Here is a 17,086-nt window from a genome sequence, read left to right as displayed (position 1 = left end):
TTCTCTCCTATTATAGCATAATTTGACATTTAGAAAAGCGTCATTTATACTGGAATCTGCTGAAAAGTACGATTTTATTTTGGAGGGCATAGTACAGATGGACTATTTTCTGCAAAAAGTATGCGGCAAGCCCGCCCGGCAGGCTGTCACCCTGCGGCGCTGCACCCCTGTCGAAGTACCGGCGGTGTTCGCGCTGCAAAACGAAGTGCGCGCCGCCATGCCGCACCCGGAGCAGTTCGTGCCGGACACGCTGGAAAACATTACCGGCTATCTGCGCACCGGGATATGTATCGGTGCGTGGCAGCAAAGGCGGCTGGGGGCATACCTCATCCTGCGCCTGTGCGGGCAGAGCAGTGAAAACTACGCTGCCTTTCTGGGCGTACCGCAAAGTCAGTGGCAGCACTGGGCCAACGCAGACAGCGCAGTAGTGCACCCGGATTGGCGGGGCAACGGCTTGCAGCGCGCTATGCTGCAGGCGGCTCTGCCGCTGCTGCCCCTGCAGATCACCCATCTGGGGGCTACCGTCAGCCCGGATAACAGTTACAGCCTGCACAACGCACAGGCTTCCGGCTTTGTCATCCGCTGCCGCCGGGAGATGTACGGTGGCTACGACCGCTATCTGCTGGAAAAGCAGCTGTAACTCTATGCAGTTTTGGTGTACAACCTTTTTGAAATGTGTTATACTATACGGTATGAATAACAGCGAAGGAAACAGGTGAAACCATGGCAGCATCTCTCGGGCAGGAATTCTGCACCCTGCGTGATACTTACATTGAAAAGCAATTCGGCCGCCTGAACGATATGCAGCGGCAGGCTGTGTTTACCACAGATGGCCCGCTGCTCATCCTTGCCGGTGCCGGTAGCGGCAAGACCACTGTGCTGGTCAACCGCATCGCCAACCTCATCCGGTTCGGCTCGGCGCACGGCTCCAAGGAAACGCCCCGCCCGGTGACCGAGGAGGACGTCAAGGCTCTGCGTACCGCCATCATGACTGGTACGGATGCCCCCAGCTGGCTGGACGGGATGCTGCGCCGCAACGCGGTGCGCAGCTGGAACGTGATGGCCATTACCTTTACCAACAAGGCGGCAGGGGAGCTGAAGGAACGCCTGCGCCGGATGCTGGGCGGCGAGGAAGGAGACGAAGTGTTCGCCTCCACCTTCCACTCGGCCTGTGTGCGTATTCTGCGCCGCTGGGCCGAAGAGATCGGCTACCCCCGCAGCTTTACCATCTATGATACAGACGATGCCCAGCGTGTGATGAAAACGGTGTATAAAGAGCTGAGCATCGACGATAAATTTCTGCCCATCAAAGCTGCCATCAACCAGATGAGCCGCTGGAAGGATCAGTTGGTCAGCCCGGAGCAGGCCCTTGCAGACCACGCCAGAGACGTGAAGAGCACCCAGACCGCCCGCATCTACGCAGCTTACGAGAAAAAGCTGAAAGAGGCCGGTGCGTTCGATTTTGACGACCTCATCTACCAGACGGTGCAGCTGCTGGCTGAACACCCGGACGTGCGGGAATTCTACCAGAACAAGTACCGCTACCTGCTGGTGGACGAGTATCAGGATACCAGCGTGGCACAGTTCCGTCTGGTCAGCCTGCTCACCGGGCCGGAGCGCAACATCTGCGTTGTGGGCGATGACGACCAGAGCATCTACCGCTTCCGCGGCGCTACCATTGAGAACATTCTCAATTTTGAAAAGCTCTATCCCGGTACCAAGACGATCCGTTTGGAGCAGAACTACCGCTCCACCTCCAACATCCTCAACGCAGCCAACTGCGTCATCCAGCACAACACCGAGCGCAAGGGCAAGACCTTGTGGACGGACAACGGCGAGGGCGATAAGGTACAGGTGTATACCGCCGAGAATGAGCAGGACGAAGCCAGCCATATCGCGGATGTCATCGGCCAGCACCTGAAAGCGGGCGGGCATCTGGCAGACCACGCCATTCTCTACCGCATGAACGCCCAGTCTGCCCCCATCGAAAGCTACTTCACCCGCGCGGGCATCCCGCATAAGATCGTGGGCGGGCAGCGCTTCAACGACCGCAAGGAGGTCAAGGACATCCACTCTTATATGTCCATCGTGGCCAATCCCCGGGACGATGTGCGGCTGCGCCGCATCATCAATGAGCCCGCCCGCAAGATCGGTGCCACCACCGTGGACGTTATTGCAGACCTTGCCGGGCAGCAGGGGGTCAGTATGCTGGATATCATCAGCCATGCCGACCAGTACGCGAAGCTTTCCCGCGCGGTGATGCCGCTGCTCAAGTTCTGGCAGATCTACCAGCGCCTGCAGGATTCTCTTGCAACCCGCACACTGGACGAGTTTGCCTCGGATGTCATCGAGCTGACCGGCTATAAAGCCATGCTGGAGGCAGACGCCGCCAAGGGGCACGAGGATGCCGCCGACCGGCTGCAGAACCTTGGCCAGCTGGTAAACAACGTCAAAAATTATTGCGACCAGCACGGCGAGGAAGCCACGTTGGAGGGCTATCTGGAGGATATCGCCCTCATCAGCGATATCGACAGCTACAACGAAAGTAGCGATCAGGTGGTGCTGATGACCATTCACTCGGCCAAGGGTTTGGAGTTCCCTTATGTGTTCCTCATCGGCATGGAAGAGGGCGTTTTCCCCAGCGAGATGAGCAAGTACTCCGAGGCAGATCTGGAAGAGGAGCGCCGTCTGGCTTACGTTGGCATCACCCGCGCCAAAAAGGAGCTGTACATCTCCAACAGCGTCACCCGGATGCTGTATGGCCGCACCCAGCGCAACGAGCCCAGCCGCTTTCTGCGGGAGATCGAGCCGGAATATATAGAGGAGACCCGCAGTCCGGTGTTGGAACAGCGTTCCCGTATGGGCGGCTGGGGCAGCAGTTATAGCGATACCGTGCCCGGCGGGGCATCCGGTTACTCCGGCCCCTCCGGTTACAGCCGCAGCAGCTACGGCGGCGGTTATGGCAGCGGTTACAGCGCAAATAACCGCAGCGGCTACCTGAACCGGGAATATAACGCCGGTGAAAGCCGTGGTTTTGGCTCCTCTTACGGTGGAAGAAGCACCACTTCCTCTGGTTTTGGCAGTCACTATGGCAACAGCTCTACCCAGCCGACCACCAGAAGCAGTGGCTTTGGAACTGCATATTCCAACGAAAATTCGGCAAAAAACGCTGTAAAGCAAACAACCTTTACGGCAAATTCTGCCGTAAAACCGGCAGCTTCTGGCGCAAAGCACTATGAACCGGGTGACATCGTGGAGCACAAAGTATTTGGCCGCGGCACAGTGCTGAAGGTAAAGCCCGCTGCCGGGGATCAGATCGTGGAGATCAACTTTGAAAAAGTGGGCATCAAGAAAACGATGGCCAATTTTGCGCCCCTGACCAAGATTATGGAGGAAGAATGACCCTATGATGACTGTTCGTTTGATCGCCCACACCCCGGAACCGGAAAAGGTGGTGGCGGCTGCTGCAAAGCTCTGCTATTCCGACGCCCACATCACCGACCTTCTGGACGGGCTGGACGAGGAAAAAACTGCAAAATTCCTGACCATGCTCAGTGACCTTGGCCATGCCAGCCCCATTGAGCACGCCAGCTTTACCTTTGGCATCGAGGGGGTCAGCCGTACCCTGCTTGCCCAGATCACCCGGCACCGCATCGCGTCCTTCAGCGTGCAGAGCCAGCGCTATGTGCGTCTGGATGATTTCCGCTATGTGACGCCCCCGGAGATCGAGGCTATCCCGGAAGCAAAGGCCGCTTTCCTTGCCAGTATGGAGGAGGATGCCCAGCGTTATCTCGACCTTGCCCATAAGCTGGAGGAGGGGCACACCGCCCGCCTGATGGCCGAGGGAATGCCGGAAAAGCAGGCGCGCGCCAAGGCTTCTAAACAGGCCAACGAGGACGCCCGCTTTGTGCTGCCCAACGCTTGCGAGACCAAAATGGTGGTCACTATGAACGCCCGCAGCCTGATGAACTTCTTCCAGCTGCGCTGCTGCAACCGCGCCCAGTGGGAGATCCGGGAACTGGCTGAAAAAATGTTCACGCTGGTTTACCCGGTGGCACCCCATATCTTTGCCAAGGCCGGCCCTGCCTGCCTGTGCGGCCCCTGCCCGGAGGGCAAGATGTGCTGCGGTAAGACCGCGGAGGTGCGCGCAAAATATGCCGTCATTAAAGAAGGTGTCGTTGTATGAGCAAGGGAAAACTCATCGTGCTGGAAGGGCTGGACGGCAGCGGCAAAGCCACACAGGCAAAGCTCTTGGCAGAGCACCTTGCCGCGCAGGGCGTGCCGGTGCAGAAGATCACCTTCCCGGATTATGCCAGCGATTCCAGCGCGCTGGTCAAGATGTATCTGGCAGGGCAGTTCGGCCAGCACCCGGACGATGTAAACGCCTATGCGGCTTCCAGCTTTTACGCGGTGGACCGCTATGCCAGCTATAAAACCAGCTGGGGCAGCTTTTATGAGCAGGGCGGTGTGATCATCGCTGATCGATACACCACCTCCAACGCGGTGCACCAGTGCTCGAAGCTTCCGCAGGAGCAGTGGGAGGAATATCTGCACTGGCTGTTTGATTACGAGTTCCGTCTGCTGGGGCTGCCCGCACCGGACAGGGTCATCTATTTACAGGTAGACCCGGCGGTCAGCCAGCGGCTGATGACCCAGCGCTACCACGGCGACGAAAGCAAAAAGGACGTGCACGAGAAAGATACTGCCTATCTGGCGCGCAGCCGCGCCGCTGCCGAGTTCTGCGCCCGGCATCTTGGCTGGGATACCGTGCACTGCACCAGCGGGGACGCCATGCGCAGTATTGAAGAGATCCAGCAAGAGGTACAGCAGCTTGCCCGGAAAACACTGGGCTGAACAATAAAATACGATAAGAGGGGGCATCCTGAACGATGTATCGTCTGATGCAGCCGTCCGACGAGGCGGCAGTGCTGGCTTTGTGGCAGAGCCAACATCATGATACCGAAGATTTTGCAAAAATGGTACTGGAACGTTTTGCCGGTGTGCAGAACATTTATGTGGCCGACGAAAACGACGCCATCGTGGCGGCTGCGCTGGCCGTGCCGGTCACCCTGCAGGGGCGGGTGGGTAATTACCTGTGCCTGTGCGGTGAGGGCAGTCTGCTGCTGGCGGGTCTGCTGGATACCCTGTGTGCCCAGCAAAAGCTGCGGGGCGCAGGCTTTACCGTGGCAGTCCCGGCAGACGCAGCACAGGCCGCTCTGCTGCAGGATAAAGGCTTTGCAAAGGCTTTTGCCCTGCGTTGCCTGCCTCGTGAGGTGAGCCGCAACCTGTGGAGCCAGGCGGAATTTGACACGGTGACAGCCAAAAAGCTGTGCGAGCTGCGGGAACAGTTCTGGAAGGATACCGTGCAGCTGAGCCCGGAACGCATGGCGGTGGTGTTGCAGGAGCTGTACGCCCGGGGCGCTACCATCGTGTCCAACGAACATGGCTACGGCATCTACTTCCGCAAGGAGGATACCCTGTATTTTGTGGAGATGATGGCCGACAGCGACCGCGCCGCCGAGATCCTGATGGAAGCCGCCCGCGAGAAGGAAGTCATCGTGGAAAAGGCAGTCATCACGGTAGGTGCTGCCCAGCCGCTGTTTCTGGGCGAGGGTACCCGGCAGGAATACGGTATGATCCGCTTTGACGCAGAGCCCTTTGACGTGAGCGAAAGCTACATGCGCCTGATGCTGGAAAACTAAGATAAAAGGAAGGTGCTTATGGCACACAAAAAAAACACCCGCAAAAAAGGCGGTGTAGGGAAGATCCTGCTGGTACTGGTGGTACTGCTGGCGCTGGCCGTTGGCGGGGCGCTGCTGTTTGCGCACAACGAGATCAGCGGCAATGGCAGACCCGGCACGGAGGTAACGGTGAGCATCCCGCAGGGCAGCGGCGTAGCCACGATCGCCAACAAGCTGAAGGAGGCGGGCGTCATCCGCTCTGCCTATCTGTTCCGCTGGTATGTAGGGGAAAAGGGCGCTGCCGCAAAGCTGCAGTATGGCGATTTTGAACTGACCACCGGCAGCTCCTACGATGCACTCATCAGCACCCTTTCCCAGTACGCCAAGGCAGAAACGGTGCGGGTGACCATCCCGGAGGGCACTACGGCCATTGCCATTGCCCAGAAGATGGAAGCCGCCGGTCTGTGCACCGCTGAGGAGTTTTTGAAGGAAGCCAACGAGGGCGATTTCAGCGCATATACTTTCTGGCAGTATGTCCCGGAGGATAAGGATGCTCCGAACCGCTTTATGAAGTGCGAGGGCTATCTTTTCCCGGAGACCTACGATTTTTTGAAGGGCGATACGGTGCATAACTATGTGGCTACCTTCTACGCCCAGTTCGATGCACAATTTACCAAGGAAATGTACGCAGCGCTCAAAAAGCAGGGCATGACCCTGCCGGAGCTGGTCACCCTTGCCTCCTTTGTGCAGGAGGAAGCGGGCAACAGTCAGGACTCCAATGTGGCGCAGGTGTTCCGCAACCGTCTGGCGGAGGGCTCGCCCTACCCCCGGCTGCAAAGCAACACCTCCAGCCATATCCAGAGCGACGCCGACAACAACTATCTCTGGAACTGGGTCGCACCCTACTACGGCGGCTGGGATGATATCCCGGAAAATATCCTTGCAGCCTACGACACTTACAGCTGCGCCGGTCTGCCCGCAGGCCCTATCTCGAACCCCGGCCTTGCCGCTATCAAGGCGGCATTGGAGCCACAGCCCGATGAGGAAGCCAAGGACGCTTACTTCTTTGTGACCGACCTCAAGGGCAATTACTACTACGCCCACACGCTGGCAGAGCATAACGCAAACTGCAAAACTGCCGCAGCTGTGAACAAAAGCCTGAAAAACTGAGGAAAGGCCGCTGCACTAAAACACGGTGCAGCGGCCCCTTTCCAGTTAAAACCTGTGATACATAAGAGAGGAAACTACAAATGTTACAGATCCCGGAACTGCTTGCCCCGGCGGGCGATGCGGAACGTCTGCGTTATGCCATCAACTACGGTGCCGATGCCGTTTATTGCGGCCTGCCGGAGTTTGGTATGCGCTCTGCCCCGGCTAATTTCACCCCGGAGCAGCTGACGGAAAGCGTCATCTACGCCCACGCCCGTGGTCGCAAGGTCTACCTGACCATGAACACCTTGCCCACCAACGAGGAGGCCGACCGTCTGCCGGAGGCCATCAAGGAGGCTGCCAAGGCCGGTGTGGATGCCTTTATCGTGGCAGACCTTGGTGTGCTGGATGCCTGTAAGACCTTTGCCCCGGACATTGACGTGCATCTTTCTACCCAGACCGGCATCACCAACTGGGCAGCTGCCCGCGCCGCCTACAAAATGGGCGCAAAGCGGGTGGTGCTGGCCCGGGAGATGACCTTGCAGGATATCGCCATCCTGCGCGATAAGACTCCGCCGGAGCTTGAAATTGAGGCTTTTGTGCATGGTGCTATGTGCATGAGCGTGTCCGGCCGGTGTCTGTTGTCTAACTACATGGCCGGACGTGACGCCAACCGTGGCCAGTGCGCCCAGCCCTGCCGCTGGAAGTACTACCTGAGCGAGGAGACCCGCCCCGGCCAGCTGTACGAGATCGGCGAAAACGAGAACGGCAGCTACATTCTTAACGCCAACGATCTGTGCACCGCGCCCTTCATCGACCTGATCTGCAAGGCGGGCGTGGACAGCCTGAAGATCGAAGGCCGTGCCAAGACCTTCTACTATGTGGCCAGCGTTACCGCTGCCTACCGCAAGGCACTGGACGCCTATCTGGCCGACCCGGCAAACGATAACTTTGAACTGCCGCCGGAGGTGTACGCAGAGCTTACCCGTACCAGCCACCGGCACTACTCCCCCGGCTTCTATTTTGGCCGCGAACAGGCCAAACAGGCCACCGACAGCGCCACCTACATCCGCGAGTGGGAGTTCGTTGGCACGGTGGACAGCTGGGAAAACGGCATCGCCCACTGCCAGCAGCGCGGCAAATGGAGCCTTGGAGATACGCTGGAGGCGCTGTGCCCGGACGGCCGCAGCATTGCACTTACCCCGGAATGGATTGAAAACGAAGCAGGGGAGCGGGTGGAAAGCACCCCTCACGCCATGGAAAAATATACCATACCCACCCCGGAGCTGCCGCCCATGAGCCTGCTGCGCCGGAAAACGGTGTAACATCGTGACAAAAAGGAAGGAAAACGCCGTGAAGTACAATAACACTTCTGGCCGCTACGCCCTTCTGGACGAGCTGCGCGGGCTGGATTTAGTTAGCATGATGCTCTATCACGGCTGCTGGGATCTGGTCAATCTGTTCGGCATTCAGGCAAACTGGTATTATGGCCTGCCCGGGCATCTGTGGCAGCAGAGCATCTGTTGGGTGTTTATTTTGCTGTCCGGCTTTTGTGTGCAGCTGGGGCATCATACCCTGCGCCGGGGCGCACAGGTGTTTGGGGCAGGGGTGCTTGTCACGGCGGTCACGCTGCTTTTTATGCCGGAGGACAGGGTCGTTTTTGGTGTGCTGACCCTGCTGGGCAGCGCTATGCTGCTGACCGGCCTTTTGGAAAAGCCGCTGCGGCGCATTCCACCCGCAGCAGGGTTTGCTATCTCCGCAGTGCTGTTTGCCCTGACCCGCAATGTTTCGGCAGGCTATCTGGGTTTTGGAAGCCTGCGCCTCTGGCTGCCGCAGACACTGTATGCAAACTACGTCACAGCGTACTTTGGCTTTTATCCGTGGTGGTTCTATTCTACGGATTATTTTGCCCTTCTGCCGTGGCTGTTTCTGTTCTGGGCGGGGTACTTTCTCTACGGCATTGTAGGGCGGCAGCGCATGGAGCCCTTGCGCTGCTCGGTCTGCCCGCCGCTGGGCTGGCTTGGGCGGCACTCGCTGCTGCTGTATCTGCTGCATCAGCCGGTCATCTACGGGGTGCTGTTGGTGGTTTTCCGCGTATTAGGCGGCTGAAACACACGCTTCATGCACTTTTGAGCAAGGCGGCATTGTTGCATCATGCAAACATTGCGCCAATACCTTGACAAGCAGGGCAGGGCTGTGGTATCCTGTTGATGGTTAGATGATGCTAACTACAAAAATGCGTCATGAAACATGGACGCATTTTTTCAAAACTTGAAGTTATTCTAAACTAACTGCACAGAGAAAGAGGTAGAGTTTTATGAGCAAAGTAGCAATCGTATTCTGGAGCGCCACCGGCAACACCGAGACCATGGCAAACTGCATCGCCGAGGGCGCAGGTGCCAACGGCACCATCGTGTCCTGCGCCGAGATGACCCCTGCAAAGCTGGCAGAGTTTGATGTGGTGGCCTTTGGCTGCCCGGCTATGGGTGCAGAGCAGCTGGAAGAGAGCGAGTTCGAGCCCATGTTTGCTGCACTGGAAGGCTCGCTGAACGGCAAAAAGATCGCACTGTTCGGCTCCTACGGCTGGGGCGATGGCCAGTGGATGCGTGACTGGGCACAGCGCGCACAGGACGACGGCGCACAGCTGTTCAGCGAAGAGGGACTCATCTGCAACGAAACGCCCGATGATGATGTGCAAGCCGCCTGCCGTAAGCTGGGCGCAGATCTGGCTGCTTGGTAAAACCCATGTATAAACCCTTTGTCCACGGGGCAACCTATGGACAAAGAGGTGATAAGCATGGAAAACATCGGCGTGACCTGTGATGTCTGCGCGTGCTGCCACAATGTGGACGGCTGCAAATGTGATCTGCCGCAGATCAAGGTGACGGAGCAGTGCAGCTGCACCACCCAGCAGGTGGAGACCCCGCACTACTGCCAGAGCTACGAGGAAAAGTAAGTTCCCACCAACGCAAAGCAGCCCCTGCCGGAGAAATCTTTCCGGCAGGGGCTGCTGCGTTTTACTGTATCAATGCTCAGCGCAACGTCACGTTACAGGTGGCAAGGCTGCGGATCAGTGTGCCTACGCTATCTTTCATCTGGATGCCGGCAAAGCCCAGCGCAAAGGCCGCCTGCACGTTTTCCAGTCTGTCATCGATAAATACACACTCGCTGGCCTTCAGCTGATATTTCTTCAGCAGAGCCTTGTAGATCTGTGGGTCAGGCTTGTTCACCTGTACCTCACAGGAGGCTACGCCGCCGTCAAACTGGGTCAGTACGCCGCGCTCGGTCAGCAATTCCAGCACGTCCTGCGGAATATTGCTCAGGTAATACACGCAATAGCCGTGGTTCTTCAGCCGCCGCACCAGCTCCAGCATTCGCAGACGCGGGCGCAGAATATGCATCCAGTCGTCCAGCACGCCCTGCACCTCAAAGGCGCAGCCCTCGGCGCGGGCACGCTCCAGCATCCGCTGGTTGCCGTCATAGCGGGAAAGCTTACCAGCGTCCAGCAGTTGCCATTCTTCGCTGCCAAAGGTCAGGTCGTAAACTTTCTCCTCCATTTCGGCGTTGCACAGCCGGTCTACAAGGTATGCCCTGGGGTCAAAATCCACCAGCACACCGCCGATATCAAAAATAATGCTTTTATACATAACTGCGTCCTCGCTTGTTCTGGATATATTCTTAAGTTTTTTCCATAGTATACCACAACCGGGCAGGTGCTTTCCACCCCTTTGGCATAGAAAGTGCTGCCTTGGCGTATGCTGTGGCAGAAAGGGGAGAGCGCCGTGACGATTCGGGAATTGTGCGAGAAGGAGGTCGTCCAGCTGGAACAGGGAGTATGCCTTGGCCGCGCGGATGATCTGGAGTTTGACCCCGCAACGGCGCAGCTACAAGGCCTGATCTTGCTGGGCAGACCGCGGCTGCTGGGCCTGCTGGGCCGGGACGAGAGCCTGACCATCCCATGGCGGGAGATCGAAACCATCGGCACGGATGCCATTCTGGTGCATACCGCTGTGCCGGCAGCACCGGCAGCACCTCACGGCTTCTGGCAGCAGCTGCGGGCAAAGCTGGGTCTGTGAAAAATAGGGGAATATTTTGAAAAATCAAACACTAATTTTTGTAAAATCATGAATGGACATTTTCAGCAAAGTGACTATAATAGGCAAGAAAGGCTTGTGCAAATAGCACAGCCACTTTGAAAATAGGGTTCGGGACGTGGAAAGGGATATCGACTATGAAAACATCCAAACCGCTGTTGACCCTGCGGATGCTCTTCCCGGCGGCAGCTTCCTTTATCGTGCTGCTGCTGGGCGAGTGGATCGCGCGCGGGTCACTGACCGCTGATACCTTTATCAGCTTTATTTTCCCCCATTTCGGGGCGTATCTGCTGGCATGGCTGCTGCTGTTTCTGGTGTGGGAACTGCTGGACTGGGTGCTGCGCATCCCGCCGCTTGCCACGCTGGGCATGGCTGTTCTTGGCTGTGCGCCCTGCGCGGTAAACTTCTATACCATGCAGCTGCGGGGTGAGCCCTTTTTGCCGTGGGATCTGATGCAGGTGTCCGAAGCCGCCGGTGTGGCCTCTGCTGCCGGGCTCAAGTTGCAGACCAGCATGGTGGTCTCCATTGTGTTGGTGTTGGTACTGACGGTGGCAAGCTTCTTTATTTACCGTGGACGGCTGCGTCAGCGCTGGCTGCCAAGGCTTGCGGGTACCGGTGCTTCGGCAGCGGCGCTATGCCTGCTGGTGTTTGGCGTTTACTTACAGCCTGCTGTCACACAGGTTTTGGGCATCACGCCGGATGCATGGATGCAGGATCGCTACTACCGCTACTACGGTGTACTTACCGGTTTTATGACCAACCTCACCAATCTGGAGATTGACAAGCCTGAGGGCTACTCGGAGCAGGCAGTGGACGATATTCTGGATAACGTAGCCGAGAGCGAAAAATTCTCTACCGGCCCCATGTATGCGGGCAGTTATGCCGCCACCACCCCCAAGGAGGAGCAGGCAAAGCAGCCCACCATTATTTATGTGATGGACGAGTCCTACTGGGATGTTTCCGAGCTGGAACAGTACGGTATCACCTTTGATACCGATGTATCGCAGAACCTCCACGCTTTGCAGCAGACCAGCGCCTACGGCAGGGCATACAGCCCCAGCTTTGGCGGCGGCACCTGTGATGTGGAGTTTGAAGCTCTGACCGGTTACTCGGTGTCCTTCCTGCCCAGCGGCAGCAAGCCCTACCAGCAGCACGTCACAAAGCCCATGTTCGCCCTGCCCAATTACCTTAAACTCAAGGGCTATCAGACCGCTGCGGTGCACTGCTTCTGGGCAAAATACTGGAGCCGCGATAAGGCCTACCCCAACCTCGGCTTCAGCGATTTTATCAGTCTGGAGGATATGCACGGCGTTACCAAGGTGCGCAAGCACTACTGGACCAGCGGCCTTGTGACCGATGACTCCATGGCCGACCAGATCATTCAGCAGTACGAGAAGATGAGCACTTCCTCTGATAAGCCCATCTTCCTGCACGCGGTCACTATGCAGAACCATACCAATTATAATAGAGACAACTACCCGGACGACGAGCGGGTGCACGTTGTATCCCATCCGGTGGGGCTCAAGAGCAGCACCGTGGGTGCGCTGGAAGATTTTGCTACCGGCGTCCGGGATGCGGACGCAATGCTGGGCAAGCTGACAGCGTATTTCTCTCAGGTGGACGAGCCGGTCATTCTGGTATTCTGGGGCGACCACTATAACCCCATTGACTCCAACTACGATGTCTACACCACCACCGGCTACGCGAGCGGCTCCAGCACAGACCCCCGTCTGCACCAGACCACGCTGCTGATGTGGTCAAATTACAGCCAGCAGCAGGTGGACTTTGGCACCATTGCCGCTTACGATATCTCCCCGGTGATGATGGAACTGTTCGGGCTGGAGCAGCCGCTGTACTTCCAGTTCCTCAACCGGCAGCTGCGGGTCGCCAGCCGCAGCTGTACTCGCGGCACCACCATGAACTTAGACGGCACCACCACCCAGCAGCCCACGGAGTTCCAGCAGCGCTGGACAAACGAGCACTGGATGCTGCAATACGACCTGATGTTCGGCAAGGGATACGCCCTCAACCGTATGGGTGTTGCGGGCCTGAGCGGGATGAATACGGGCAAATAAGAGAAAAAGCAAGGAATTCTTTATACAAAACAGAGAAAACTACTTGCAACCGCATTCTTTTTGTGCTATTATAACAAAGCATTACACACGCATCACTATGCCCTTTTGTGCCCTTTTGGGTTGAGGGCAGTCCGCCGGTACCCGATGTACCGTGCAGATCATGGTGTGCGGAGGCAAAACAATATCTGGAGGTATTTTATTATGGCAGTCGTTTCTATGAAGCAGCTTCTCGAGGCAGGTGTGCACTTCGGTCACCAGACCCGCCGCTGGAACCCCAAGATGGCTAAGTACATCTTCACCGAGCGCAATGGTATCTATATCATTGACCTGCAGAAGACCGTGAAGAAGCTGGACGAGGCTTACAACTACGTGAAGGAAGTTGCAGCCGAGGGCGGCGACATCCTGTTCGTCGGCACCAAGAAGCAGGCTCAGGAGTCCATCCGTGACGAGGCTCTGCGCTGCGGCATGCACTACGTCAACGCTCGTTGGCTGGGCGGCATGATGACCAACTTCCGCACCATCCGTAAGCGCATCGACCGTATGGATCAGCTGGCTAAGATGAAGGAGAACGGCACCTTCGAGCTGCTGCCCAAGAAGGAAGTGGCTAAGCTGGAGCTGGAGATGGAGAAGCTGGACAAGTATCTGGGCGGTGTCAAGAACATGAAGACCCTGCCGAAGGCTATGTTCATCGTCGATCCTCACAAGGAGCGCATCGCTGTTGCTGAGGCTCGCAAGCTGAACATCCCCATCGTTGCTATCGTTGATACCAACTGCAACCCCGATGAGATCGACTACGTGATCCCCGGCAACGACGACGCTATCCGCGCTGTCAAGCTGATCGCCGGCGCTATGGCTGACGCTGTGCTGGAAGGCAAGCAGGGCAACCAGGAAGCCGCTCCCGCCGAGGACGCAGCAAACGCCTGATTTCCCATTCCGCAACCAAACAAATAACGTGTAAGGGAGAAAACAAAAATGGCTATTTCTGCAAAGGACGTTATGGAACTGCGCAAGCAGACCGACTGCGGCATGATGGAGTGCAAGAAGGCTCTGACCGAGGCTGACGGCAACTTCGAGAAGGCAATCGAGATCCTGCGCGAGCGTGGTCTGGCTACCGCCGCCAAGAAGGCAAGCCGCGTTGCTGCTGAGGGTATGGTCTACGCTGACTACTGCCCCGCCTGCAAGGTCGGTGTTGTCATCGAGGTCAACGCTGAGACCGACTTCGTTGCCAAGAACGACAAGTTCGTTGACTTCGTCAAGGAGACCACCAAGGTCATCATGAAGCAGAACCCCGCTGATGTCGAGGCTCTGATGGCTTGCAAGACCGAGGCTGGCGAGACTGTTGACGAGGCTCTGAAGAACCTGATCTTGGTCATCAAAGAGAACATCAAGGTTCGCCGCTTCACCCGTTACGAGGGCGTTTGCTCTGCATACGTCCACGGCGGCGGCACCCACGGCATTCTGGTCAACTTCGAGACCACCAACGACATCGATGCTAAGGACGAGTTCGTTGCTTACGGCAAGGACATCGCTATGCAGGTCGCTGCTGCTAACCCCGGCTACGTCGACGAGGCTTCTGTCCCCGCCGAGGTCGTGGCTAAGGAGAAGGAGATCATGCTGGCCCAGATGGCTCAGGATCCCAAGACCGCTAACAAGCCTGAGGCTGTGAAGGAGAAGATGATCCAGGGCAAGATCAAGAAGTTCTTCAAGGAGAACTGTCTGGTCGATCAGGAGTTCGTCAAGGACGGCGACCTGACCGTTGCTCAGTACACCGCTAAGGTCGCTAAGGACCTGGGCGGCGAGATCAAGATCGTCAAGTTCGCCCGCTTTGTCAAGGGCGAGGGTCTGGAGAAGCGTGCTGACGACTTCGCATCTGAAGTTGCAAGCATGGTGAAGTAATTTAAACTTCCAAAGACAAAAGAGGGAAGCCGCAGTACCTGTAACAGGGTGCTGCGGCTCCTTTTTGTTTGTGAAAATGCAATACCGGGCAGCCTGCGGGCTGCCCGGTATTGCTGTAAAAAGTTTTTTGTTTATGCTTCGTCCAAAACCTCTTCGGGGTCCTCAATGGCGTCCTCGATAGTCTCCTCAACCTCCATCGCTTCTTCAGTGTCCGGCGCGTTGAATAGCTCCTGAAGCTGATCCCGCAACCAGAGCAGACGGTTATCCAGCGCCTTATCCCGTGCCAGCAGCGGTGCAATGATTTCAGGCTTGTCTGTGATCAGGTCGTCCACGCCAAGCTGCAACAGCTTTTCGGCATCCTGCTGACGGTTGACAGTCCATGCGGAGATGGTCTTGCCGCGCAAATGAATCTGCTGCACCATACCGGCGGTGATAAAGGTTGACTCCACACTGAAAAAGTCTGCGGCAGGCAGGTCGTAGTAAGTGCCCACGCCCAGCGCCAGAATATACCCTGTGGTAATGTCCGGGTCCAGCTCCTTCACCTTGCACAGGGTTTCGTAGCTTTGAGAGGTGACCACGCAGTCCGCGCCGTAGTCGTATGCGTGGATCAGTCGCACCGTTTCAGACTCCAATGTTGGCGTAAAGGTGCTGGGCTTGATCTCAATGTTCAGCTCTGCCTTACCCTTGCACAGCGCCAGAGCCTCTTCCAGCGTTGGAACATAAGTGCCTGTAAACTGCCGATGGAACCAGCGTCCGGCATCCAGCTGCTGCACCTGTGCATAGGTCAGGTCGTAGATGTTGGCGTTGCAGCCGGTGCACCGGCGCAGGCTGGTGTCGTGGGTCACCACAGCCACGCCGTCAGCGGTCATCTGCACGTCGAGCTCAATGCGGGGACTGCCATCTTCCAGCGCAGCCTCGAAGGCAGCCATGGTGTTTTCCGGCGCACGGGAGGAATAGCCCCGGTGATAGGTGATCACCGGGTCGGCAAGCCCCAGCACGCTCTGCAACGGCTGCGTTTGCGGGAACAGCAGGTACACCGCCGCCACGCCGCAGGTGACCAGCGCGGCACAGGCCATCATCCCGGCCAGTACCGTCTGTTCGCGGTGCGGGGCAGGGAATGCACCGGAAACGGTCGGCAGTATTGCATCGGGCTGGCGGGTCGTTTCGTACAGTACCTCTGTAAGGGTGCTCTGCGCCGCCGTCATGGCACAGTCCATGAGCAGGCAAAGGAACGGCAGCCCAATCAGCAGTGCCGCGCGGGAGAGTGCCAGCAGGGCAGCAGTGCTGGCGAAGCCGACACCAAGGATAACGCAATAGAACAGTGCTGCGCCACCCAGAAGCATCAGCCCGGTGCACACGGCAGCGGTCAGCATCCAGCGCAGTGCCAGTGCAAGCAGCTGCCCGGTACGGCTGCGCAAAATCCGCAGGCTCTCCACAAACGCACAGCCAAAGCTTTTGCGTTCCAGCAGAAATTTTGGCAGCACTACCAGTCCGTCCAGAAGCAGTGCCAGCACGCAGAGCACCGCCAGTGCAAACAGCAAACGGTTGCTGATGCGCGCCTTCAGCAGTCCCCAGAGATATTCCGGCACGGCAAACTGGGTCAGATGGTTTGCTGCCAGAAAAAAGTTCGTCAGCGGGATCAAAGCAGCGCCATACAGCAGCAGCGGCAGGTTCTGTGGAAGAAACACCCGCACAAGGCTGCAAAAGGCGTCCCGGAACACCGCCCTTGCCCGCAGCGGTTCCCCGTGCCGTATCCGTGTCAGCAGCTGCAGCATCGTGGCGGCCTCGTACAAACTCCAGAAAGCTGCCAGCACCGCCAGCACGGCGATACACCCGATAATGGCAGGGGAGGCAAAGATGCGGGACGCCGTCTTGTTGTTGAGGTAGCGGATAGGCGCGAACCGCAGCGTCAGCGCCCAGATCAGCTGCAACGCCGGTACGAACAGGAGGTTTGTCAGTACCTTATAAAACAACAGAAAAAGCAGAAATACCCGTCCTTTTGGCGAAAGCAGGGAACGGACAGCATTGTGCAGGAAACGGTAGATCTGCTCCTGCTGCCGGAACTTGACGGAAAATCGCTTCAAGATAGCTTCAACCTCTTTTTCATTTTTACCGGGCAGTTCTCATGCGCTGTATAAGTACAGTTTGGCAGATTGCCCGGCAATCTATGTTTTGTAACCATAGTGTAACA

The 17,086-nt window shown here is 57.4% G+C and carries 16 protein-coding genes; 14 read left to right on the top strand and 2 right to left on the bottom strand.

The window, feature by feature from the left end; all coding sequences use genetic code 11:
* Positions 1-97: 97 nt before the first annotated feature.
* The 10 genes from DXB44_RS02725 (at position 98) to DXB44_RS02680 (ending at position 9,786) form a co-directional block, all read left to right on the top strand.
* Positions 98-640, top strand: a complete 543-nt coding sequence (locus DXB44_RS02725) for a GNAT family N-acetyltransferase (RefSeq protein ID WP_118657647.1) — start codon at positions 98-100, stop codon at positions 638-640.
* Between the two features lie 83 nt (positions 641-723).
* Positions 724-3,402, top strand: a complete 2,679-nt coding sequence (locus DXB44_RS02720; RefSeq protein ID WP_118657646.1) for a UvrD-helicase domain-containing protein — start codon at positions 724-726, stop codon at positions 3,400-3,402.
* A gap of 4 nt (positions 3,403-3,406) precedes the next feature.
* Entirely contained in the window at positions 3,407-4,186 is a 780-nt protein-coding gene (thyX, locus tag DXB44_RS02715) for an FAD-dependent thymidylate synthase (protein ID WP_118657645.1), read from the top strand.
* Positions 4,183-4,854: a deoxynucleoside kinase gene (locus DXB44_RS02710; protein ID WP_005926082.1), complete on the top strand. Its 672-nt coding sequence runs from the start codon at positions 4,183-4,185 to the stop codon at positions 4,852-4,854. Before thyX ends, DXB44_RS02710 begins: the two co-directional genes overlap by 4 nt.
* A 35-nt stretch (positions 4,855-4,889) precedes the next feature.
* Positions 4,890-5,702 carry a hypothetical protein gene (locus DXB44_RS02705; RefSeq protein ID WP_118657644.1) on the top strand — a complete coding sequence of 271 codons (813 nt, stop codon included), beginning with the start codon at positions 4,890-4,892 and terminating at the stop codon, positions 5,700-5,702.
* An 18-nt stretch (positions 5,703-5,720) separates the two neighbouring features.
* Positions 5,721-6,851 carry an endolytic transglycosylase MltG gene (mltG, locus tag DXB44_RS02700; RefSeq protein WP_118657643.1) on the top strand — a complete coding sequence of 377 codons (1,131 nt, stop codon included), beginning with the start codon at positions 5,721-5,723 and terminating at the stop codon, positions 6,849-6,851.
* Positions 6,852-6,931: 80 nt separating this feature from the next.
* Positions 6,932-8,155 (top strand): U32 family peptidase, encoded by a 1,224-nt coding sequence (locus DXB44_RS02695; protein ID WP_097780203.1) that lies wholly within the window; start codon positions 6,932-6,934, stop codon positions 8,153-8,155.
* A 28-nt stretch (positions 8,156-8,183) separates the two neighbouring features.
* On the top strand, positions 8,184-8,939 hold the full coding sequence (locus DXB44_RS02690) for a heparan-alpha-glucosaminide N-acetyltransferase (protein WP_243111013.1): 756 nt from the start codon (positions 8,184-8,186) through the stop codon (positions 8,937-8,939).
* A gap of 208 nt (positions 8,940-9,147) precedes the next feature.
* On the top strand, positions 9,148-9,570 hold the full coding sequence (locus DXB44_RS02685) for a flavodoxin (RefSeq protein ID WP_118657641.1): 423 nt from the start codon (positions 9,148-9,150) through the stop codon (positions 9,568-9,570).
* Between the two features lie 57 nt (positions 9,571-9,627).
* A complete protein-coding gene (locus DXB44_RS02680) occupies positions 9,628-9,786 on the top strand; it encodes a hypothetical protein (protein ID WP_015538470.1) in 159 nt (52 codons plus the stop codon).
* 76 nt (positions 9,787-9,862) lie between these two features.
* On the opposite strand, the gene DXB44_RS02675 is transcribed toward DXB44_RS02680, so the two are convergent.
* Positions 9,863-10,477 (bottom strand): HAD family phosphatase, encoded by a 615-nt coding sequence (locus DXB44_RS02675; protein WP_118657640.1) that lies wholly within the window; start codon positions 10,475-10,477, stop codon positions 9,863-9,865.
* Between the two features lie 135 nt (positions 10,478-10,612).
* On the opposite strand from DXB44_RS02675, the gene DXB44_RS02670 reads away from it, so the two are divergent.
* The 4 genes from DXB44_RS02670 to tsf all read left to right on the top strand — a co-directional run bounded on the left by DXB44_RS02670 (position 10,613) and on the right by tsf (position 14,895).
* A complete protein-coding gene (locus DXB44_RS02670) occupies positions 10,613-10,906 on the top strand; it encodes a YlmC/YmxH family sporulation protein (protein WP_118657769.1) in 294 nt (97 codons plus the stop codon).
* Between the two features lie 155 nt (positions 10,907-11,061).
* A complete protein-coding gene (locus DXB44_RS02665) occupies positions 11,062-12,999 on the top strand; it encodes an LTA synthase family protein (protein ID WP_118657639.1) in 1,938 nt (645 codons plus the stop codon).
* A gap of 201 nt (positions 13,000-13,200) precedes the next feature.
* Positions 13,201-13,923, top strand: coding sequence for a 30S ribosomal protein S2 (gene rpsB, locus DXB44_RS02660; protein ID WP_015538473.1), 723 nt, complete (start codon positions 13,201-13,203; stop codon positions 13,921-13,923).
* A 48-nt stretch (positions 13,924-13,971) separates the two neighbouring features.
* Positions 13,972-14,895: a translation elongation factor Ts gene (tsf, locus tag DXB44_RS02655; protein WP_118657638.1), complete on the top strand. Its 924-nt coding sequence runs from the start codon at positions 13,972-13,974 to the stop codon at positions 14,893-14,895.
* A 131-nt stretch (positions 14,896-15,026) separates the two neighbouring features.
* On the opposite strand, the gene DXB44_RS02650 is transcribed toward tsf, so the two are convergent.
* On the bottom strand, positions 15,027-16,979 hold the full coding sequence (locus tag DXB44_RS02650; RefSeq protein WP_243111012.1) for a glycerophosphodiester phosphodiesterase family protein: 1,953 nt from the start codon (positions 16,977-16,979) through the stop codon (positions 15,027-15,029).
* Positions 16,980-17,086: the final 107 nt, after the last annotated feature.

The sequence above is a fragment of the Faecalibacterium sp. OM04-11BH genome (assembly GCF_003482185.1).
GTDB lineage: Bacteria > Bacillota > Clostridia > Oscillospirales > Ruminococcaceae > Faecalibacterium > Faecalibacterium tardum.
This window is presented reverse-complemented; position numbering and strand designations above follow the sequence as displayed.